This window comes from Streptomyces sp. NBC_01428 (assembly GCF_036231965.1).
In the GTDB taxonomy this organism is placed as follows: Bacteria; Actinomycetota; Actinomycetes; order Streptomycetales; family Streptomycetaceae; genus Streptomyces.
Map to the genome: position 1 here is coordinate 5652036 of NZ_CP109499.1, position 21761 is coordinate 5673796.

Here is a 21761-nt window from a genome sequence, read left to right on the forward strand (position 1 = left end):
GGGAGTTGGATGGGTATCGGGAGCGTCACGCGGCGATTGTCGAATCGTTTCGATGCGTGACGTCGAAGCGCTTCGACGGGGGAAGGTAGGTGGGGGAGGAGGACCCGTCAATGGGCTGCGCGGGAATTGGCGCACGGGTTCGACGGGTCGGACGGCACGGCGGCCGTGGCACGGATGCCCGCGCTCCGGTCCCCGGGCTCCGTCCGTGGCCCCCGCCGCGTCACGTCGAGGCCGGCGGCGGCCGGGATCCGCCGAGGGGCACCCGGCCGCACGCCCCGCGCGGCCACCGTGAACGCGAGCGTCGCCGCCAGGACCGGAACCCCGTACCCCGCCTCGGGGGACACGTGCTCCACCACCCAGCCCCCGGCCGCCGAACCGGCGGCCATCCCGCCGAGCAGGCCGGTCACCGCAAGGGTCATGCCCTCGTTCAACCGCCCCTCGGGCGTGCGCCGCTGGACCAGCGTCATCCCGGTCACCATCGTCGGAGCGGTCGCCATGCCCGCCACCAGCAACGCGCCCGCGAGCAGCGGCAGCGAACCCGTCAGCACGACGGCGAACAGCGGCAGCGTCAGCAGGACGGCCATGGCGGCGACACAGCGCGCGAAGCGCCGTTCGGCGAGCGACGCGGGAGCGCCCCCGCCCACCCCCACGGAGCCGTACAACAGCCCCGCCGCGCACGACCCCGCCGCCTGGAGCGCGAGCACCGCACCCGCCGCGGACCGGTGCCCCCGCTCGTCCGCGAACGCGATCGTCACCACCTCCATGGCCCCGAACACCGCGCCCGTCGCGAGGAAGGTGAACAACAGCGGGGGCATCCCGGGCGCGCGCACGGGCGACCGGGACACCGTCCGCGGCCGGAGCGGCGGCTCCGTCGACCGCTGGGCCGCGAACAGCAGGACACCCGTCATCAGCAGGACCGACGCCACGAGCATGCCCGCCTCCGGGAACAGCGTCCCGGACAGGAAGGCCGCGAGCACCGGACCGAGCATGAAGCACAGCTCGTCAGCGGCCTGTTCGAAGGAGTTCGCCGTGTGCAGGGCCGCCGGGTCGTCCGCGAGCAGGTGGGCCCAGCGCGCCCGGGACATGCCGCCGGTGTTCGGGGTGGTGGCCGTCGCGGCGTACGCGGCGAACAGCGTCCAGTCCGGAGCGCCGAACCGCACGCACAGCACGAGACCGATCCCGCCGAGCAGCGCGCAGGCCGTCGTGGGCACCGCCACCCGGGCCTGCCCGTGCCGGTCCACCAGGCGCGCGGTCCACGGAGCGACCACCGCCGTCGCCACCAGGCCGGTGGCGGTGACCGCGCCCGCGAGCGCGTACGAGCCCCGAGCACTCGCGATCATGACCACGGCGCTCACGCCGAACATGCCCATGGGCAGCCGTGCGACGAGGTTGCCGAGGGTGAAGGCGCGGGTGCCCGGGCGCGCGAACAGCCGGCGGTAGGGAGTGAGGGGTGACATGCGGCAACCCTCGCCCGGCACTCCGCGGGCGGTCCAACACCTGTTCCGTGGCGATTGACGCACCTGGGTTGTAGGTTCACGTGATGCCTGGTCGACGCCCCGTCCCCGGACCTCCCCGCGGATCACTCTCCGGAGCTTTCCCCGGACCCCTCCCCGGGCCTCTTCCCGGACACCTGGACCCTCGCCTGCTGCGCGCCTTCGTGGCCGTCGCCGAGGAACTGCACTTCACCCGGGCCGCCGCCCGGATGTACGTCGCCCAGCAGGCGCTGAGCCGGGACATCCGCCGGCTGGAGCGGGAGCTGGGGGCCGAGCTGTTCGTCCGTACGACCCGGCAGGTGACTCCCACGGTCGACGCCGAGCGGCTGCTGCCATACGCACGCCGCGTCCTCGAAGCGCACGACGCCCTGCTCGCCGCCTTCGCGCACCCGGGCGGCGCCGACCGCCCGCTCCTCGTCGACGTCAACACACCCGGCCTGGTCACCGGCCGCATCCTCGAAAGAGCCCGCGAACTCGCCCCCGCCTGCGAACTGATGGCCCGCTACGAGACCGGGCTGACCGGCGCCGCGACCGAACTGCTCGCCGGACGCCTCGACGCCTCGTTCGGCCGGTTCGCCGGACTCGACCCGGCCGTGCGGGCGCGCCTGGAGCAGCACTTCGTACGGTACGAACCCATGGCGGTCGTCCTGCCGGAGGACCATCGGCTCGCGGGACTGGACGAGGTGCCGCTGGCCGCCCTCTCCGGCGAGACCGTGTACGCGGGGGCCGGCAATCCCCGGACGCTGGAGTGGACCGATCTGGCGCGTCACCTGTTCGAGGGACGGGGGATCGACCTCGCGTCACCCGCGCCGGTGGCCGTCGGGCCCGAGGAGTTCCAGCGGGTGATGGCGAAGACCCGTACCCCCGTCCTCGCGGTGGTGGACTTCCCCGCCCTGGCTGGAACGGTGCTCAGACCGCTGGTCGACCCCGTCCCCCTGTCACCGGTGTCCCTGGTGTGGCGCAAGGGACTCGCGCATCCCGGGATCGACGCCCTCAGGCGTGCTGCCACCGAACTTGCGGGCGAGGAAGGATGGCTCATGAGTCACCTGGAAGGGTGGGTTCCCGCCAGGGAATCACTCGTCCTGATGACCCATGCATGAGACGTAACCCCACGAGTCCCTCACGGCGCTACATTTTTTCCTCCGGGCGCAGTGTGATATTTGGGGGCGCTTTGACCGGGTGGGGGCCCGGTCCGGACGACGAAGAGATGTAGGCCCGGAGTCGTCGCGCACCCCGTGAACAGTCCCGTGGGGGGAAGCACGTGCGCGTGGAGAACTGGCGAAATGACGCTCAACCGAATCGACGATCCGTCGATCAGCGGGACGGGCGGACAGCCGAACCGTCCCCGGGCCCAGGAGTCGCGGATCCGGTCGTCTGGCCGGAGGCCGGCGGCAGAACGGCATCGTGGCCGAGCAGGGGAGTTGGCATCAGTCCTGAGCGTGGGGAACGCGCCGACAGCGCCGTCGGCGGCTTCGGCGGACGTGCCGAACGAACCCCGGAACCCGACACGGCGCCGCTCCATGGCCGCGCGTCCGACGGCGGCCCGCTCTCCGGTGCCGCGGGAGACACCGGTCTCCTGCCCGACCGTGCGTCCGACGGCGACGCCGTGTCCGGAGGCGCCGACACCGAGGTGAGACCGTCGGCCGGGCGTTCCCGGTCGGGCCGTTCGGGCCGGTCACGCCTCCGCTTCGGCGGTTCCGGGGAGAGCGGGACGTCCTCCCGTGGCCGGCGGGCCAAGGGCCGGCCGTTCTTCGCCGATCCGCCGGCCGCCGACACCGCCGGATCGGAACCGCCGACCGAGGTGCTCACCGGACCCGCCGTGACACCCGGGCCGGACCCGGAGGCCGTGGCAGCCGGAGCGCGTCCGGTCCCGCCGTCCTGGGAACAGCCCGACGTCCCCGGGCACAACCACGACCCGCACGAGGTCACCGTCCAACTCGACGGCACGGGACGGCGGCTGGACGACCGGCTGGTCAAGCAGACCGAGGGCGGCGCGGCGGGCCAGGAGTCGGACGGCCCGGTCTTCGTCGACGAGTCCGGCCGCCGCAGCCGCCGCTACCGCCGGCTCGGCATCTTCGTCGCCGCGGCCTGCGCGGTCTACGCCGTCGTCATCGTCGCCACCCTCCTGTCCGGGAACTCGAACGCGCCCTGGCTGCCGGTGCCGGGCCAGAAGAAGGACCAGCCCGCGGGCAAGGTCGACACCTCGCCGCTGCCGTCCAAGGCGGTGGACCCGACCGCCCCCGGCGAGGCCGCCGCGCCCGGCACGGTGGAGACGGCCGCGGACGGCTCGACGCCCGCACCCGGGAAGACCCCGAAGGCCAAGGCCTCCGGCACGTCCAAGGCTCCCAAGGCGACGGGCGAGCCGAAGCCGAGCGCGTCGACGACGAAGAAGCCGAAGCCCGGCGTCACCTCGAAGGGCCCCGACCCCAAGCCGTCGAACCCGGTCGTCGACCCGCCCGCCGAATCGACCCCGCCCACGACACCCCCGTCCACGACACCCCCGGCCTCGGATCCGCCGGCCACCGGCGGTGGGGACGCGGGCGGCGGAACCGGCGCCCAGCCGGCGGGCTTCACGCCCTCGGCACCCGCCCCGAGCGACACGAGCTCGTCGGCGTCCGCCGCGCCGAGCGGCGTGTAGTCACCAGGGATCCGCGGTGCCGTTCCGCACACGCTCCACCGGCACCCGCCGGGCGGAACGGCTCACCGGTCGCACGCACCTCGCCGCCCGACGGCACGCGATCGACCGGCCGACACCGTGCGGGGCGGCCGCGGTCCGCGGGGCCGACGCCCACCGCGTCGCACCCGGGCGGCCGGTACCGGCCCCGGGCGACGGGCTGTCGTGCACCGGGGGCCACAGCGCCGCAGGCGACTCACCGCCGGCCGTCCGTCCGCCCCACCCCGGGTGGCTGCACCGGCACCCGCCCTTCGGGGCCGCACGCGGTCGTCCTCCGGCATCCGTCGTACGGGATCGCACGCGGACGCCCCTCGACCGGTACACCCGCGACCCCGGCCGTCACCACGGCCGGGGGCAACCCCGTCGGTGTCACGCCGAACCGCACGCGGTCCCTCGGGACCGGTCACCGCACGCGGTCCCTCGGGACCGGTCACCGCGCCGCGCCGGGTCCGTCCGGGCGGCGAGCGTCCCGAGTCCCCGTACACCTCACTCGTCCCTCATCACTCGTTCCCGGAGAACCCTCTCTGATGGCTTCCCGTACCAGCCGTCACGGTCCGGCGCCCAAGGCGCCCGGGCGTGGCTCACGCACCACCACGAAACGTCATCGTGACGCCCGGCGCCGGCGACTGCCGATGCGCTTCCTGCTGCCGATGTTCATCCTGCTCGCGATGATGGCGATGCTGATGCTGCGCGGCTACGTGCACAGCGAGATCCTCGCCGACCACCGCATCCAGCCCGAGGCCGCCACCGACAAGGTGCCGGAGAAGATCCTCGACGGCGGCCCCGTCATCGACACCCGCGGCGGCCGCACGACCAGCCTCGGCATCCCCGACCACCGCCTCGTCCTCACGTTCGACGACGGCCCCGACCCGACCTGGACGCCCCAGGTCCTCGACGTCCTCAAGGCGCACCACGCGCACGCCGTCTTCTTCGTCACCGGCACCATGGCCTCGCGCTACCCGGACCTGGTCGAACGCATGGTGCGGGAGGGCCACGAGGTCGGCCTGCACACCTTCAACCACCCCGACCTGTCGTACCAGTCGAAGAGCCGCATCGACTGGGAGCTCTCGCAGAGCCAGCTCGCCCTGGAAGGCGCCGCCGGCATCCGCACCTCACTGTTCCGGCCGCCGTACTCGTCCTTCGCCGACGCCATGGACGACCAGTCCTGGCCCGTCACGAAGTACATCGGCACCCGCGGCTACATCACCGTCGTCAACAACACCGACAGTGAGGACTGGCAGAAGCCGGGCGTCGCCGAGATCGTCCGCCGGGCCACGCCCAAGGGCGGCAAGGGCGCCATCGTCCTGATGCACGACTCCGGCGGCGACCGCCACCAGACCGTGCAGGCGCTGGACACCTTCATTCCCGAACTCCAGCAGCGGGGCTACGACTTCGAGAACCTCACCGAGGCACTCGACGCGCCGAGCGCGCACACCCCGGTCACCGGCCTCGACCTGTGGAAGGGCCGGGCCTGGATCTTCCTCGTCCAGGCCTCGGAAAGGACCACCGACGTCCTGGTCGTCGGCATCGCCGTCATCGGCGTCCTCGTGTTCACCCGGTTCGGTCTGATGCTGCTGCTCTCCGCCACGCACGCGCGCAAGGTCCGCCGGGCGGGCTTCCGTTGGGGACGGACCCCGATCACCGAACCGGTGTCGGTGCTGGTGCCCGCCTACAACGAGGCCAAGTGCATCGAGAACACCGTCCACTCCCTGATGGCGAGCGAACACCCCATCGAGATCCTCGTCGTCGACGACGGGTCGAGCGACGGCACCGCCCGCATCGTCGAGGACCTGGCCCTGCCGAACGTACGCGTCGTGCGCCAGCTCAACGCGGGCAAACCCGCCGCCCTCAACAGAGGCCTGGCGAACGCCAGTCACGACATCATCGTCATGATGGACGGCGACACCGTCTTCGAACCGGCGACCGTCCGCGAACTCGTCCAGCCCTTCGCCGACCCGCGCGTCGGCGCGGTCGCGGGCAACGCCAAGGTCGGCAACCGCGACTCCCTCATCGGAGCCTGGCAGCACATCGAGTACGTGATGGGCTTCAACCTCGACCGCCGCATGTACGACCTGCTGCGCTGCATGCCGACCATCCCCGGCGCCGTAGGAGCCTTCCGCCGCACGGCACTCGAGCGCGTCGGCGGCATGAGCGACGACACGCTCGCGGAGGACACCGACATCACCATGGCCCTGCACCGCGACGGCTGGCGCGTGGTCTACGCGGAGAACGCGCGCGCCTGGACCGAGGCCCCGGAGTCCGTCCAGCAACTGTGGTCCCAGCGCTACCGCTGGTGCTACGGAACCATGCAGGCCATCTGGAAGCACCGCCGTGCCCTCATCGAACGGGGTCCCTCGGGCCGCTTCGGCCGCGTCGGCCTGCCCCTGGTCTCCCTCTTCATGGTGCTCGCCCCACTGCTGGCACCCTTGATCGACATCTTCCTTCTCTACGGGGTCGTCTTCGGCCCGACGCAGAAGACGGTCGTCGCCTGGCTCGGAGTCCTCACCATCCAGGCAGTGTGCGCGGCCTACGCCTTCCGCCTGGACAAGGAACGCATGACCCACCTGATCTCGCTCCCCCTCCAGCAGGTCCTGTACCGGCAGTTGATGTACGTCGTCCTGCTGCAGTCCTGGATCACCGCCCTCACCGGCGGCCGGCTGCGCTGGCAGAAACTGCGCCGTACAGGCGTGGTGGGGGCACCGGGATCGGCCCCGCGCCAGCGGGAGCCGCAGGACGGGAACGAACGGAGGCCGGTCGGATGACCACGCACGAGTACCCGGTGGGGTCCACACCACCGCTGGGATCACCGAGGGTGGGGGTCCCGCGGCAGCCGGAGGGAGCGGGCGCACACCCCGGTCCGGGGACGGAGTCACCTCCTGACCCGGGGTCCCGGCGCCACGGGGGAGGAGTGCCGGAGCCCGGCCGGGGCGCGGCGCACCGGCGTACAGGGCACCCCTCCGCCGATCCTCCCTCCGCCGATCCGTCGTCCGCCGGTCGTCCGTCCGCCGATCCATCGGTGGCGGAACAACCCCCCTCCGCGCCCCGCCGCCCGGGCCGCGACCGCTATCTGGACCTGCTGCGCTCCATCGCCCTGGTGCGCGTGGTCGTCTACCACCTCTTCGGGTGGGCGTGGCTGTCGATCCTTTTCCCCTCCATGGGCGTGATGTTCGCGCTGGCGGGCTCGCTGATGGCGCGTTCGCTGAACCGGCCGGCATTCAGCGTGATCCGGGGACGCGTCCGGCGTCTGCTGCCTCCGCTGTGGGCCTTCAGCGCGGTGGCGCTGGCCCTGATGTTCGCCGGCGGCTGGAACCCCGCGCACGACCCGGACACCGGCGGCGGCGCGTGGGGCGTCATCGACGTGCTCAACTACATCGTCCCCGTGGGGGCTCCGCCCTATCCCGCGCACATCGGCTCGGAGTCCGGCCTGCTGGAGGCCACCTGGGCGGAGCAGGGCGCGGGCCCGCTGTGGTACCTGCGGGCGTACCTGTGGTTCGTCGTGGCGTCACCGGTCCTGCTGTGGGCGTTCCGCCGCGTTCCGTGGGCGACCCTGCTGGCGCCGCTCGCGCTGACGGCGGTCGTCGGCACGGGGCTGGTCACCATCCCCGGTGAAACGGGCAACGCCGTCACCGACTTCGCCGTCTACGGCGGCTGCTGGGTCCTCGGTTTCGCCCACCACGAGGGCAAACTGGCCGAGATCCCGCGCTACGTCGCGATCTCCTGCTCGGCCCTGGTGATGGGCTTCGCCCTGTGGTGGGCGTCGGGCCATCTGGGCCCCGAGGGCTGGGACATGAACGACATCCCGCTGGCCGACGCGCTGTGGTCCTTCGGGTTCGTGGTGATCCTGCTCCAGTACAGCCCCTCCTGGAAGGAACTGCCGGGCCGCCTGGCCAAGTGGGACAAGCTGGTGACGCTGTCCAACAACCGCGCGGTCACGATCTACCTCTGGCACAACATGCTCATCATGGCGACGGTCCCGATCCTCGACCAGATGTACGCCCTCCCCTTCATGGACAGCGAACGCGCAGGCGCCGCCCTCGACGAGACGTACTCGCTCTGGATGTTCGTCCTGGTCTGGCCTCTGATCGGCCTGGCCATCGTCGCCTTCGGCTGGATCGAGGACATCGCGGCGAAGCGGGCACCGCGGCTGTGGCCGAACGGGGCCGGCAGGAAGAGGGAGGGACGCCGGGGAAGAGGCTGAGCGCCGGAGCCGGCGGCAGACCGCCCATCCTCGACTCCCCTCCCCGCTCCCACAGTTGGCCACCGCAGGGCTTTGCGGTGGCCAACGTGGTGACGCATTGCACGCCGCCCTGTCACTCATTCGAAGGTTCCGCGGGGCAGGTTGATCACCCTTTGCCGGTCTTTGCCCGCCTGCTGTTGCGTGCTTGATACCGTTCGCTCTGGTGTCGTCCCGCCGGCCCCCGATAGCGTGTTGCTGCCCTTCCGCACCCCACGCCGCACAGGAGCCCGCCGTGAACCGCCGCCCCCGCCTGCTTGCCACAGCCGCCGCCGGCGCGACAGCCGCGCTGCTCCTGACCGCGTGCGGCGGCGGGGACGACGAGTCCAAGGGCAACGACAAGATCGCCGGGGCGGACACGGGGGGCTCGGCTTCGGCTTCTCCGAGTGCGAGTGCGTCGGAGGCGGCGGGGCGGCCGAAGATCCAGCTACCTTCGGACCTTCATTACTCCTTCGAGTGGAGTAAGACGGGCGACAAGGAGAAGGACGCGGTTCTCACGGACAGCGAGCAGTCGATCAAAGCTGTGGCTCTGGCGATCGCCAATCAGAACGCTCTCGATAAGGGCTACCTCTTCTACTACGAGGGCGAGGCGGCTGCGGCGACCCAGAAGTTCATTGCGGCCTACGTCAAAGCCAAGGCCCGCACGACCGGCGCCTATCGCTACTACGACGCTGCGGTGAACGTGACCGGATCCGGCAGTGCCTCTCTCGTGTATTGCGAGGACCAGGGCAAGGCCTACGACATGTATCTGAAGCCGAAGAAGATTGACAAGACGGCTGTCACGAAGAACAGCTACGTGCTTTACAACACCCAGCTCCGCAAGAACGACAAGGGCGTCTGGGTCATCGAGAAGCTTCTTTCCCAGAGGGGGAGTACCAAGTGCCAGCCCTGAGCACCGGGTCGCGCGTTCTGATCTCCTCCGCGCTGATCGGTTCGATCTGCTTGTGCGCCGCGCCCGCCATGGCCGACAACAAGATTGGCGGTGGCACTCGGACGCCTCCTCCGAATGGCCAGGCCCACGGTGATACGGATGGAAACGGCAACCTTTCCGCGACTGCCGGAGTTGTCGTCTTCGACCGTTCGAAAAACGGATCCGGCGATTCGACCGGCGCGGTCACTTCAGCATCCAGCAACTGGACGCCTCCAGCCTGTTACTACGCCCCGAAGTACACGCCGGATCAGCTCCAGAAGTATCTGGAGCCCATCTGGAGCGCGGAGTCGACTGGTCCTCAGTGGGATGCTGAGCAGCGGGACAAGTACGTCAACGGTGGCGAGGCCAAGGACTTCAACAAGGCCAAGACCGGCAAGGGCTATTGGTGGGACTCGTACGTCACCAAGGGGCGTGAAGGCGACCCAGGTGCCCTGAAGTGCACCAAGGGCATCTTCTGGGTGGACACGGGAACGCCCCCGCCGGCGGATATCCCGGAAGCGATCACGCCCGAGATCCTGGCCCAGCTCGCGTATGCGGAGATACGGGTCCCGTCGACCAAGGTCGATCTGGCCCCTGCGGGGACGACGAAGGTGAACCTGCCGACCTGGGCATGGCTGGACACGGCGAAGTTCAAGCCGGTGTCGGTGACGGCTTCGGTACCGCTGCTGAACGTGTCGGCGACGACCACCGCCGAGCCGGTCTCTCTGAAGATCGAGGCGGGGACGGCGGACGCGACGACGTATCCGGCGTCGGGAGTCTGCGAGATAGTCGGCGACCGCATCGGTGAGGCCTACGCCAAGGGCAAGGCGAAGCAGACACCACCCTGTGGGGTGAAGTATCTGCGCTCTTCGGGGGACGGCTCGTTCAAGCTGCGGGCGACCATCACGTGGAAGATCCACTGGACGGGTACGGGAGTCGCCGCCGCGCAGGATCTGCCCGATGGCACGTTCGGCGCCGAACAAGATGTGGTCGTGCAGGAAATCCAATCGGTTAATCGCTGAGTCCGGCTCTCCGGACTCGCTGAGGGATCCGGAAGAGGCACAGGGCGTGGCGGAGCGGTTAGCCGTTGACGGCGATGAGCTGTCGCACTTCATGAAGATGCTCAGAAAGTCGACCGACTCGCTGAAGGGTCTGCGCAGGGCGTTGGAGGACGCCACGGTCACCGGCCTGGGCACGGACGACCTCGATCGAGCCTGCGAGGACTTCCAGGACAACTGGAAGTTCGGAGCGGACCAGATCGGTGAACAGACCGAGGACCTGGCGAAGATCGTCGGAAAGAGCAGGGACAGCTACCGCGAGGTGGACAAGGCCCTGGAACAGGCCTTGGCGCACGGCAGGAGCGGGCATGCCCCGGGCGGGGGTACGCGGTGACGTACCCGCCCGGGGAGACGGGAGCGGCACTCGATCCGCGATCCCGCGCCGACCGCTCAAGGCCGCAGGGCCTCAAGTCAGCGCCGCCCATCCCGAACCCCGACTTTCCCCACCTCGGTTTCAATCCGGTGCCCGGCAGCACGGAAACCGTGCGGGGGCTGTGCAAGAAGCTCACGGGGTGCGCGAAGGTTCTCGAAGAGACACACGATCTTGTCACCAGGCTGATGGACGGCAGCTATTGGGAGGGCGACGCAGCGGTTGCCTTCCGCGAGCAGTTGGACGGCGGTCCGCTGCCCCTGAACTTGAAGAACGCCGCCCACTCCATCCGCAAGGCAGCCAGGCAACTCGATCGCTGGGAAGGCGAACTCGACGACCTTCAACGCCGGGCCACGAGGCTGGAGCGAGACGCGAAGGACGCCCAGGACGCGGTTGACCGTGCGAAGGGACATGCCGCACAGGCCGGCGACAATCCAGAGCTCGACAAGAAGAACTCCGGGCACGCGGACGCCAAGAAGGCTTTGGCCAAGGCGAATCGGGCTGTGGACGACGCCGAAGACGCCTTGGAGAAGATCCGAGCCAAGGCTCGCGAACTCGCCTCCGAACACGAGGACCAAGCGCAACATCGGGCCGCCAAGATCCGCGACGCAACGAAGAAACTGGCTCCGCACGAACCGGGCTGGTTCGACTCGGCACTCGACTGGCTGGCGGAGAACCTGCCGGACATCTTGAGCACGGTGGGGGCGGTGATTGGGCTGGTGGCGCTCTTCGTGGTTTCGGGCGGGACGGCTGCTGCGGTTTTGCTCCTTGCCGCTGCGGCTTTGAGCGGGACGTCTCTGGCCATGAGAGTCCTGGGCGACCCAACGTTGCGCGCGTCTCTGTGGGACGGCTTCACAAAGGGCGAATTCGACACAGACTTCTGGAGCAACTTCGTCACCGTCGGTGGTGATGCGCTGGGAGTGCTGCCAGGGCTCGCTGCGGCAGGCCGAGGGGCGGCGGTCGCTGTGCGAGCTTCGGGTGAGGCAGGCGAGGCACTAACTCTCATGGCACGAGTGGGCCGGTTCGGCGACGAAACCGTTGAGCAAGCGAAGGTCATTGCAAGCCTGGATAACGCGCTGCTCGGGGTCACCATTCGCGGCGCGCGTGCCGCACAGATTACGAAGGCAGTCGAGGTCACGTCGGCATCCATCGGTGTCGGCACAGCGGGCTTCGGCCTGGCCATGACCGCGGTGGACACAGACGACGACGGAATCAAGGACGGTTCCGTGGCGAGTGTCGACGGAGCACGACTCGGCCTAGACGCAGGAGGGCTATTCAATGTCGCTCGACATGTCTTCTGAGCCGGAAAGAGAGAGAAGTCGCCTGATGGATCCGACCGGCCATCACACTGCCTGGAACTACCCTCCCTCCAGACAAGCTTGGGTGCGACACATGGGCGCGACTGCTGGGCGCCTGATCGGATGGACTGCGGTCTGGATCGCGAGCCTTTTCCTTATCGTGGCAACCCCGCCGTGGAGTGGATGGATCTTTCTTCTTCCTCTCCTCTACGCGACCTTCCGAGCCGTCCTCCAACTCGCCTATATTCGCCCCTCGCTCTACATCCGACGCGTTCTCCAGCAGTACCCCTGGCAGCTGCTGACCGGAGTTCCTCGTGGTCGGAACAAGCATCCGGCGGTCCAAGAGGACGAGATGTGGCTGGAGTTGCCCAATCCTGAGCGGCCGGACGAGCAGATCCCCCTGCTTTTCCTCTCGGGCATGCGCACCTTCTGGTGGATGCGACGGTTCGGTACCGCCCGCACGAAGCCTGAACTGAAGGCACAGATCGAGCCTCTGTGGTTCGCCGGTGACCCTCGCTTCATCGCAGTGATTGCAGCCGGCAGCCGCAGTGGCACAGCGCCAAGGAGGCTGCATCTTCTCTACCAGCTCACCGCGACGGGCCGCCGCGGCGTCGCGCCGATCGACTGGGACGCCGGCCCCGCGGCCTTGGAACGCGCCCGTCGCTCCGGAGCCCACGTTCCCGCGCCCGTGAGCCCCCACCCCCACGTACACCCGCACTGACTCGCATCCGGCAGGACCTGATGACCACAACCCCCACCTTCACTGTCGCGGAATCGGCCGAAGACCCGGAAGCAGAGATCTGGTTCGCGGAGCCGGCGGGTTTCACCCCCGTCCCCCTCACCGCGTTGCTCCCGTCGCCGGACTCACCGTCGGCCGAAGAGCTGCGTTCGGCTCTGGCGCCCGTTCTCCGTGCAGCGCCGGACGAGATGGCCCGGCAGCAGTTCATCGCCCAGCTCGCCCAGGGCCAGGAGTTGCTCAAAGGCTTGAGTGAAGCCGGAATCGTCCACTGCTCGGTCGGCCTGCATCGCGATGACGTAGACGAGACGAGTTCGGGTGGGAGCAGGCCGCTGCTGTCATTCCTCACCGTCTCCTGGGTGCCGACAGCAGTGTCGCCACGTGCCGTGACCGCAGCTCGCGCGGTAGGTGACCCCCTCGGACGCACAAGGATCGAGTGCGCGGAACTCGCCTGCGGTCCGGCAACCTTCAGCGAGACGCTTCGCACACCGAGGGCGGGCTGCGGGCTGCCGCAGGTGCCTCTGATCCAGTTCCACGCTCACCTGCCGCACCCGGACTGCAAGCGACTCGCGGTCTGCACCCTGAGCACCACGGCTGTCGCACGTCACGAGCAGTACCGAGCGATCCTCCGCCAGGTGGCGGCCACGGTGTGTTTCGACAGCCCTCTGGAGGTGGCGGCCGGCTGAGCAGGACCGGTCAAGCCCTGGTAAACCGCCCCCACCTCACTCCTACGCACCCCCACCCCCATGAAAAGCTGACCCCCGTTGCTGCTGTGAACGTGGCTGGAGCGCGGGGAGTTGGGGGCGGGATGGGTAAGCGGCAGGTTCGGCAGATGTTCCGGTTGATGGCCTCGGGGGAGCCCGTGCAGCTCACCAGCCCCATGGCCTCCGTGAAGAAACTCGCCCGACTTGCCTTCATGGCGCAGCAGTTCGGGTACGAGTACGCGGACGTACGACAGGGCAGCGGCCGCAACAACGCGCTCACCATGCTCATCGTCCCCGACCTCGCCCCGCAGGCGCAGGCGCGCGCCGCGCAGAACTGGGCCCAGTATCCGAAGGCCGGCGACGGCGTCTCCCTTCCGCCCGTCGTCCCCGATGCCCTCGAACTCCTCAAGGCCCGGATCAACTTCGACCTCACCGGCAAGAACGCCGAGAAGCGGATGCGGTACGGGTTCGTCGGTCTCACCGTCGCCTGTGTGGTCCTCGGCGTCCGGACCGGCGGTGACTCCGTCGCCTGGACCGTCGCCGGAGTCCTGTGGGCCGTCCTCATGGTCGTCCTCGGCATCGGAATCGTCGTCACGCGCAAGCGCAACGCCAAGTTCGCGGCCCGGCTGCAAGCGGCCGGATTCGCTCCCGTGACGGAAGAGGGCGGGCGCGTGCGGTACCTGCCGCCGACCGCCGGGTACGGCGGATACGCCGGTTACGGCGGCCACGGCGGCCCACCCGGCGCCGGATACGGGGCGCAGACCCCCGGACCGTACGGACCGTACGGCCTCCACGGCGCCTACTCCCCACAGACCCCACAGACCCCGCAGGCGCCCCTCACTGCGCCGGCGCAGCCCACCGCGTCGGCCCAGTCCACCCCGCCGGGCCCCTACGCCCAGCCCGGACCGCAGACCCCTCAGACCCCTCAGACGCCTCAGGGCCCCTACGCCCAGCCCCCCACCCAGGGTCAGAGTCCCTACGGAGCCCAGGCCCCCGCTGCCCCCGCCGCCCCCGGCCCCTACAACCCCTCCGGCGCCGCACTCGCCCCGCACCCCAGCCCCAACCCGTACACCAGCCACACCCAGCCGCCGACGCAGCCGCAGCCACGGCCTCAGTCCCAGCCGCCGGCCCAGTCCTGACCCCGGCCCCCGGCTCCCGGCCCAGCCACCCTGCCCTTCCCTCCCCCGCCCCCACCACCCCCGCACGAGCCGTATACCTTTCCCCCGCCTCACCCCTCGCCCCCGCTCGTCCTCCCCCTCATCCCGCGCCCCGTCCGCACGCCCTTCGCGTCGCCCGTAACAGCTCCGACATCGTGGGGAACCCTGGCTGTCATGGGGCGTTGACAGGCTCCCGGTCATTCGCGGACCTATGAGAACCCCCTTCCCGGTGGCCGACGTGTTCGGTGCCGGACCACGACTCGACGAGTGCGAGGCGAGCGCCGGTCTATGTACGACGAACAGCAGGGGTCGGATCGAGGGGCGGGGGGTGTGCCCGGGCCTCTTTCCGGGTTCACCGTGGGGGTGACCGCCGCGCGGCGGGCCGGGGAGCTCGGGGCGTTGCTGCGCAGGCGCGGGGCCGCCGTCGTGCACGGGCCCGCCCTGCGGATCGTGCCGCTCGGTGATGACGGGGAACTGCGCTCGGTGACGCGGGAGTTGGTCGAGCGCGGGCCCGATCTCGTCGTGGCCAGCACCGCCGTCGGGTTCCGGGGGTGGGTCGAGGCCGCCCATGGGTGGGGTCTCGGCGCGGAGTTGCTCGCGCGGCTGGGGGAGGCCGAACTGCTGGCCCGGGGGCCCAAGGTGAAGGGCGCGATCCGGGCCCAGGGGCTGACCGAGGCGTGGTCGCCCGTCTCCGAGTCGATGTCCGAGGTCCTGGGACGGCTGCTCGACCAGGGAGTCGAGGGCCGCCGTGTCGCCGTACTGCTGCACGGTGAACCGCTGCCCGGGTTCGTCGAGTCGCTGCGCGCGGCCGGCGGTGAGGTCGTGCCCGTGCCGGTGTACCGGTGGATGCCGCCGCAGGACATCGGGCCGGTCGACCGGCTCCTCGACGCCGTCCTCACCCGCGGCCTGGACGCGCTCACCTTCACCAGCGCGCCCGCCGCCGCGTCCCTGCTCTCCCGTGCCGGGGACCGAGGACTGCGCGCGGACGTCGTCGCCGCCCTGCGCCACGACGTGCTGCCCGTCTGCGTCGGCCCGGTCACCGCGCTGCCGTTGCAGGCCGAGGGCGTGGAGACCGTGCAGCCCGAGCGGTTCCGGCTCGCGCCGCTCGTGCAGGTGCTCTGTCAGGAACTGCCGGGCAGGGCGCGGACGTTGCCCGTCGCCGGGCACCGGATGGAGATCCGCGGGCACGCGGTGCTGGTGGACGGCGCGCTGCGGCCCGTACCGCCCGCCGGGATGTCGCTGCTGCGGTCCCTCGCGCGGCGGCCCGGCTGGGTGGTGGCGCGGGCGGAACTGCTGCGCGCGCTGCCCGGAGCCGGGCGGGACGAGCACGCCGTGGAGACCGCGATGGCCCGGCTGCGGACGGCACTCGGCGCGCCCAGGCTGATCCAGACCGTGGTCAAGCGCGGCTACCGGCTCGCGCTCGACCCGGTCGCGGACTCCAAGTACGCCGACGCCTGAGGGTGGCGGAACAGGTACAGCGCGCGGGCGAGGCAGGCCAGGGCGACGGTCGAGAGCACGGCTCGTACGACGTTCCAGGCCACCCAGGTGTCCTCGAAGCGGTCGCGTACGGCGGCGGGTTCGGCGATCCGGGTGGGGGCGCCCGCGGCGGCCAGGTCGTCGTTGAGCGGGATGTTCACGGCCGCGGTGAGGACGACTGCGAGCGCGTAGGCGGCGAGGGCGGCGAACACCCACCAGCGGTGCGGGGCGCCGCGCGACTGCCAGGCGGCGACCGCCGTCAGGGCGAGTGCGCCCAGGAAGCTGAGGAAGAACACGGGGTTCTGGATGACGTCGTTGACGTTCTGCATGACCTCGATGAAGACGCGGTCGTCGCTGCGGGCCAGGGCGGGCATGATCGCGCAGGCGAAGATGTAGAAGACCCCGGCGATCAGGCCCATCGCGACGGTCGCCGCCCCCAGGACCCCCGCCGCCGTGCCGCGCCGCCGCACCGGGCCGGTGCCGGTGCCTGTGCCTGTGCCGGTGGGATGTTCGGTGTTCGTGGTGTTCGCGTCGGTCGTCATGTCCGTCAGTCAAGCGGTCCGGTCCGGCGGGTGACATGGCCGAGGAGCGCGGTCGCATACGCGGGCGTCCACCGTTTCGCGAGCGCGGGGCCGGGCCGCGGAACGGCGTACGGCGCGGCCGGTGCGCGGGTGTCGTGAACGTGTCCGGTACGGGGCGGTACGGAGTCTTCCGGCACGGCGTGCGGGCATGCACTGTAGGAGGGACCACGGCGGGTGACCCCAAGGCGGTGACAGGCGCATGGCAGCGGGCACGGCCACAGCCTCGTACGACCTGCGGTTCGACTCCGGGCGGATCTGCCTGGACCTGACGGCCACCACCCATCCCGACGAACGGCTCGACTCCGCGGGCCGGTTGCGCGCCTGGGTCGTCGCGTCCGGCCTGGTGCCCGCGGACACCCCACTGATCTCGGTGGACACCCTCTGGCTGCTCGGCTTCCGGGAACTGCGCGGGCACATCTCCCAGTTGGTGCGCGGCGAGCTGGACGGCCGGCCCGCCGACAGCGCGCTCGCCCGGGTCAACGCCGCGGCCCTGGCCGCGCCGCCCGCTCCCTGGGCCGTCCGCGCCGACGACGGCTCGCTGCGCCGGCGGCTGCACACCGAGCCCGGCTGCGCCGAACTGCTCGCCGTGGTGGCCCGGGACACCCTCGATCTGCTCACCGACCCTGCGGCGCGGGCGAGTCTGCGACAGTGCGAGGGTGACAACTGCCCGATCGTCTATCTGGACACCTCGCGTGGCCGGCGGCGACGATGGTGTTCGAGCGAGGTGTGCGGCAATCGGGAGCGGGTGGCCCGGCATCGCCGCAGGGCGGCCCTGGCCCGCGCCTGACCACACCCGTCCGTGATCCTCCTGTGACCGGAGGTGATCGATACGCTTCCTTTTCGCTGTCTTCACAACTCAAACAGAAAAAACCCTGTGCACTTTGAACACCCGCGTACCAGCACACGTACCCGGTGATGAGCGACCGACTGGGGGAACCCCCGGACACCGGAGGTAGGCGTGCGCAAGGATTCCGCCGTGGCTGACGAACGTAGGCCAAGGGCCCGACATCGCATGTCTCAGCAGTCCTCGTCGACCGAACCCGACGAGGAGCTGATGCGTGCGCTGTACCGGGAACACGCGGGGCCCTTGCTGGCGTACGTGCTGCGCCTGGTCGCAGGCGACCGGCAGCGTGCCGAGGACGTCGTGCAGGAAACACTCATCCGTGCCTGGAAGAACGCCGGCCAGCTCAATCGAGCGACCGGTTCGGTACGCCCCTGGCTGGTGACGGTCGCCCGACGCATCGTCATCGACGGCCACCGCAGTCGGCAGGCCCGGCCGCAGGAGGTCGACCCGTCGCCGCTGGAGGTCATCCCCGCGGAGGACGAGATCGACAAGGCGTTGTGGCTGATGACACTGTCGGACGCGCTGGACGACCTGACCCCTGCTCACAGGGAGGTACTGGTCGAAACATACTTCAAAGGGCGTACGGTCAATGAGGCGGCCGAGACCCTCGGCATCCCCAGCGGCACCGTGCGCTCCCGGGTGTTCTACGCCCTGCGGTCGATGAAGCTGGCTCTGGAGGAGCGGGGGGTGACGGCATGAACACGTACGGGGGTTACGGAACAGGTGGTCCGGGAGCCATGCAGGGTCCGCGGGGACAGCAAGGCCCCGGAGACATCCACGAAACCGTCGGCGCCTACGCCTTGGGCATCCTCGACGACGCCGAGGCAAGCGCTTTCGAGGAGCATCTGGCGACCTGCGAGTGGTGCGCCCAGCAGCTCGACGAGCTGGCCGGGATGGAGCCGATGCTCGCCGCGCTCGCGGACCTGCCCGCCTCGCAGGGCAGCCCGGCCATCGCGGAGTCCCTCTCGGCCCGCCCGAGCCCACGGCTCGCGGAGCGACTGGTCGACGAGGTCGCGGCACGCCGCGCCCACAAGCGCAGGCGTGGAATGTACCTGGTGGCCGCCGCGGCCGCACTGATCGTCGGCGGTCCGCTGACCGTCATGGCCGTCAACGGCGGCAGCGACGGCGGTACGACCGTGCCGCAGGCGCACGCGACCAGCCCCGCCAAGGCCGCCTTCGACGTGATGACGGACAAGACGCAGGCCACGGACCCGACCACCAAGGTCAACGCCGTCGTCGCCGTCGAGCCGAAGGACTGGGGTACCCACGCCGTCCTCCAGCTCAAGAACGTCAAGGGCCCGCTCAAGTGCTCCCTGATCGCCGTCGGCAAGAACGGCGAGCGCGAGACGGTCACCACCTGGGCGGTCCCGAAGTGGGGCTACGGCATCCCCAACGCCAAGGCCGAGGAGGCGAAGCAGCCGCTCTACGTGCACGGAGGCGCGGCCTTCACGCCGAACCAGATCGACCACTTCGAGGTCATGACCTTCGACGGGAAGCGGCTCGTCGAAGTGGACGCGTGAGCGAACCCCGGGCGCGCACGTAGCCCGGCGGGCCCCCCTTCGCGTACGGTTGACGGCTGCCCAGCACGTCAGAAGGGGGCCCGGTGGCCGCTCAGGCTCAGCAGGAATCCGCGGTCGGTTCGGTCCGTCCGTCCGCAGCGGAGAAGTCCGCCCAGGACGACTCCGTGAGGGACCGGGAGATCGGCGTCGAACAACATCATCTGGACCGGGTCTACCGGCGCCTCGAGGAGAAGATCCATGAGGCCGAGTTCCTGATGAACGACGCCGCCCAGCGCGGTCAGGTCGGCACGCCCGGAGCGCTCGCGGAACGCGACGCCCAGGTGTTCCGCGCCGGAATCCACCTCAACCGGCTCAACAACGAGTTCGAGGACTTCCTCTTCGGCCGGATCGACCTGCTCCTCGGGAAGGACGGCAAGAAGGGCCCCGACGGCGCGTACACGGCGGTCGAGCCCGCCGAGGGCGCGGTCCGCGAGGACAACACCGCCGACATCGCCGAGACGCTCCACATCGGCCGTATCGGCGTCCTGGACGCCGACTACTCGCCGCTGGTCATCGACTGGCGGGCGCCCGCCGCGGCCCCGTTCTACCGCTCGACCCCGGTCGACCCGGGCCGGGTCGTACGGCGCCGCGTCATCCGCTCCAAGGGCCGCAAGGTCCTCGGCGTCGAGGACGACCTGATGCGCCCCGAGCTGACGGCCGCGCTGGACGGCCGCCGGCTCTCCGTCGTCGGGGACGGCGCACTGATGGCCGCGCTCGGCCAGGCCCGCAGCCACTCCATGCGCGACATCGTGGCGTCGATCCAGGCCGAACAGGACCTGGTGATCCGCGCCCCCGCCGCCTCCGTGACCTACGTCGAGGGCGGCCCCGGCACCGGCAAGACCGCGGTGGCCCTGCACCGGGCCGCCTATCTCCTCTACCAGGACCGCCGCCGGTACGCGGGCGGCATCCTGATCGTCTCCCCGACCCCGCTGCTCGTCGCCTACACCGAGGGCGTCCTGCCCTCGCTCGGCGAGGAGGGCCAGGTCGCCATCCGCGCGATCGGCTCCCTCGTCGACGGCGTGAGCGCCACGCTGTACGACTCTCCCGCGGTCGCCCGCGCCAAGGGGTCGTACCGGATGCTGAAGGTGCTGCGGAAGGCGGCCCGCGGGGCGCTGGAGACGCCGGGCGGAGCGAACGGCCGGAACGGGTCGGGCGGCTCCCGTGAAGCGGCCTCCGGGCAGCTCGCCTTCGGCGAACCCGACACCGCGCCCGCCGGACCCCCCACCCGGCTGCGGGTCGTGGCCTTCGGACGCCGCGTCGAGCTGGAGTCCGCCGAACTCGACCGCATCAAGCACAACGCGCTCAGCGGGACGGCGCCGGTCAACCTGCTGCGCCCGCGCGCCCGCAAGCTGCTGCTCGACGCGCTGTGGGCGCGGTCGGGCGCCGGGACCCGGCACTCCGACCCGGAGCTTGCCGCCGAACTGCGCTCCTCGTTCGACGAGGACGTCACCTCCGAGGACAGCTTCCTGACGTTCCTGGACGCCTGGTGGCCCGAGCTGACCCCGCGCGGCGTGCTGACCGCGATGGCCGACGAGCGGCGGCTCGGACGCTGGGCGCGGCGGATCCTCAACCCGGGCGAGGTGCGCCGGGTGGCGCGCTCGCTGAAGCGGGACGGGCTGTCCGTGCACGACGTGGCGATGCTCGACGAGCTCCAGGCGATCGTCGGGATGCCCGCGCGGCCCAGGAAGCGCCGCGACCTGGACCCGCTGGACCAGCTCACCGGCCTGGAGGAGCTGATGCCGGTGCGCGAGGAGTCGCAGCGCGAGCGCGCCGAGCGGCTCGCCCAGGAGCGCACCGAGTACGCCCACGTCATCGTGGACGAGGCACAGGACCTCACGCCCATGCAGTGGCGGATGGTCGGCCGTCGTGGCCGGCACGCCACCTGGACGGTCGTCGGCGACCCGGCCCAGTCGTCCTGGTCCGACCCGGACGAGGCGGCCGAGGCGCGCGACGAGGCCCTCGGCACCCGCCCCCGGCGCCGGTTCACGCTCACCGTGAACTACCGCAACCCGGCCGAGATCGCCGAGCTGGCCGCCAAGGTCCTCGCGCTCGCGATGCCGGGCTCGGACTCGCCCTCCGCGGTCCGGTCCACGGGCGTCGAGCCGCATTTCGCCGTCGTCCGGGAGTCCCTCGCCCAGACCGTGCGCGCCGAGGCGGCCCGGCTGCTCGACCGCGTCGACGGCACGGTGGGTGTCGTCGTCGCCATGAACCGGCGCGAGGAGGCCGCCCGCTGGCTCGCCGGGCTCGGGGACCGCGTGGTGGCCCTCGGCAGCCTGGAGGCCAAGGGGCTGGAGTACGACGCGAACGTGGTCGTGTCGCCCGCGGAGATCGCGGACGAGTCGCCGGCCGGGCTGCGGGTCCTGTACGTCGCCCTGACACGGGCGACCCAGCAGCTGACCGTCGTCTCCAGCGACCGCGACGATCCCGACGCGTCCGGCGTCCCCGACCTGCTCAGGGACTGACCCCGTCCGCTTCGACCGCTCCGGTCCGCCCCCGCCCCACGCCTCGCCGAAAAAGAACTCCCGGGACGGGAATTGCCTTACGGGGATCCTTTGTTACCTTTGACGTGACACCGGCTCGATCCAAGCCCCCGGGCCCAACCTTCGTCGCTACGAGCGACCACTTGCCGCGAGGCGAGCATGGCGGGTCGGTGTCATGAACGTCGTC

General features: G+C 70.8%; 18 protein-coding genes. 16 read left to right on the forward strand and 2 right to left on the reverse strand.

The features are described from left to right. Positions 1-107: 107 nt before the first annotated feature. The gene (locus tag OG406_RS24470) at positions 108-1457 is read right to left on the reverse strand and encodes an MFS transporter (RefSeq protein ID WP_329187773.1); all 1350 of its coding nucleotides are present in this window, start codon (positions 1455-1457) and stop codon (positions 108-110) included. Between the two features lie 83 nt (positions 1458-1540). On the opposite strand from OG406_RS24470, the gene OG406_RS24475 reads away from it, so the two are divergent. The 12 genes from OG406_RS24475 (at position 1541) to OG406_RS24530 (ending at position 16092) form a co-directional block, all read left to right on the forward strand. Beyond that, on the forward strand, positions 1541-2593 hold the full coding sequence (locus tag OG406_RS24475; protein ID WP_329187774.1) for a LysR family transcriptional regulator: 1053 nt from the start codon (positions 1541-1543) through the stop codon (positions 2591-2593). 506 nt (positions 2594-3099) lie between these two features. Beyond that, entirely contained in the window at positions 3100-4131 is a 1032-nt protein-coding gene (locus OG406_RS24480; protein WP_329187776.1) for a hypothetical protein, read from the forward strand. A 563-nt stretch (positions 4132-4694) separates the two neighbouring features. Beyond that, entirely contained in the window at positions 4695-6929 is a 2235-nt protein-coding gene (locus OG406_RS24485; RefSeq protein WP_267050969.1) for a glycosyltransferase, read from the forward strand. Then, positions 6926-8365: an acyltransferase family protein gene (locus OG406_RS24490; RefSeq protein WP_267050968.1), complete on the forward strand. Its 1440-nt coding sequence runs from the start codon at positions 6926-6928 to the stop codon at positions 8363-8365. Before OG406_RS24485 ends, OG406_RS24490 begins: the two co-directional genes overlap by 4 nt. Before the next feature lie 271 nt (positions 8366-8636). Next, positions 8637-9293 carry a hypothetical protein gene (locus OG406_RS24495; RefSeq protein ID WP_266848193.1) on the forward strand — a complete coding sequence of 219 codons (657 nt, stop codon included), beginning with the start codon at positions 8637-8639 and terminating at the stop codon, positions 9291-9293. Between the two features lie 68 nt (positions 9294-9361). Next, positions 9362-10333 carry a hypothetical protein gene (locus tag OG406_RS24500; RefSeq protein ID WP_443067149.1) on the forward strand — a complete coding sequence of 324 codons (972 nt, stop codon included), beginning with the start codon at positions 9362-9364 and terminating at the stop codon, positions 10331-10333. A 91-nt stretch (positions 10334-10424) separates the two neighbouring features. Further along, positions 10425-10703, forward strand: a complete 279-nt coding sequence (locus tag OG406_RS24505; RefSeq protein ID WP_266614149.1) for a hypothetical protein — start codon at positions 10425-10427, stop codon at positions 10701-10703. Then, positions 10700-12040 (forward strand): hypothetical protein, encoded by a 1341-nt coding sequence (locus tag OG406_RS24510; protein WP_329187779.1) that lies wholly within the window; start codon positions 10700-10702, stop codon positions 12038-12040. The genes OG406_RS24505 and OG406_RS24510 overlap by 4 nt, the downstream gene beginning before the upstream one ends. Then, positions 12018-12758 carry a hypothetical protein gene (locus OG406_RS24515; RefSeq protein ID WP_329187781.1) on the forward strand — a complete coding sequence of 247 codons (741 nt, stop codon included), beginning with the start codon at positions 12018-12020 and terminating at the stop codon, positions 12756-12758. Before OG406_RS24510 ends, OG406_RS24515 begins: the two co-directional genes overlap by 23 nt. Before the next feature lie 20 nt (positions 12759-12778). Further along, the gene (locus OG406_RS24520) at positions 12779-13459 is read left to right on the forward strand and encodes a hypothetical protein (protein ID WP_329187783.1); all 681 of its coding nucleotides are present in this window, start codon (positions 12779-12781) and stop codon (positions 13457-13459) included. Between the two features lie 122 nt (positions 13460-13581). After that, complete coding sequence (locus tag OG406_RS24525; RefSeq protein ID WP_329187784.1) at positions 13582-14616, forward strand: DUF3824 domain-containing protein; 1035 nt, start codon at positions 13582-13584, stop codon at positions 14614-14616. 306 nt (positions 14617-14922) lie between these two features. Beyond that, on the forward strand, positions 14923-16092 hold the full coding sequence (locus OG406_RS24530; RefSeq protein ID WP_329187786.1) for a uroporphyrinogen-III synthase: 1170 nt from the start codon (positions 14923-14925) through the stop codon (positions 16090-16092). Here the strand turns inward: OG406_RS24530 and OG406_RS24535 are convergent. Continuing rightward, the gene (locus tag OG406_RS24535) at positions 16041-16529 is read right to left on the reverse strand and encodes an anthrone oxygenase family protein (protein WP_402682479.1); all 489 of its coding nucleotides are present in this window, start codon (positions 16527-16529) and stop codon (positions 16041-16043) included. The two genes, OG406_RS24530 and OG406_RS24535, sit on opposite strands and share 52 nt — an antisense overlap. 361 nt (positions 16530-16890) lie before the next feature. Between OG406_RS24535 and OG406_RS24540 the strand changes: the two genes are divergently transcribed. The 4 genes from OG406_RS24540 to OG406_RS24555 all read left to right on the forward strand — a co-directional run bounded on the left by OG406_RS24540 (position 16891) and on the right by OG406_RS24555 (position 21556). After that, positions 16891-17478 (forward strand): CGNR zinc finger domain-containing protein, encoded by a 588-nt coding sequence (locus OG406_RS24540; RefSeq protein ID WP_329187790.1) that lies wholly within the window; start codon positions 16891-16893, stop codon positions 17476-17478. 225 nt (positions 17479-17703) lie between these two features. Beyond that, the gene (locus tag OG406_RS24545; RefSeq protein ID WP_037619265.1) at positions 17704-18234 is read left to right on the forward strand and encodes a sigma-70 family RNA polymerase sigma factor; all 531 of its coding nucleotides are present in this window, start codon (positions 17704-17706) and stop codon (positions 18232-18234) included. A gap of 38 nt (positions 18235-18272) precedes the next feature. Next, positions 18273-19055 (forward strand): anti-sigma factor family protein, encoded by a 783-nt coding sequence (locus tag OG406_RS24550; RefSeq protein WP_266620004.1) that lies wholly within the window; start codon positions 18273-18275, stop codon positions 19053-19055. 83 nt (positions 19056-19138) lie between these two features. Further along, positions 19139-21556 (forward strand): HelD family protein, encoded by a 2418-nt coding sequence (locus OG406_RS24555; RefSeq protein WP_329187793.1) that lies wholly within the window; start codon positions 19139-19141, stop codon positions 21554-21556. Positions 21557-21761: the final 205 nt, after the last annotated feature.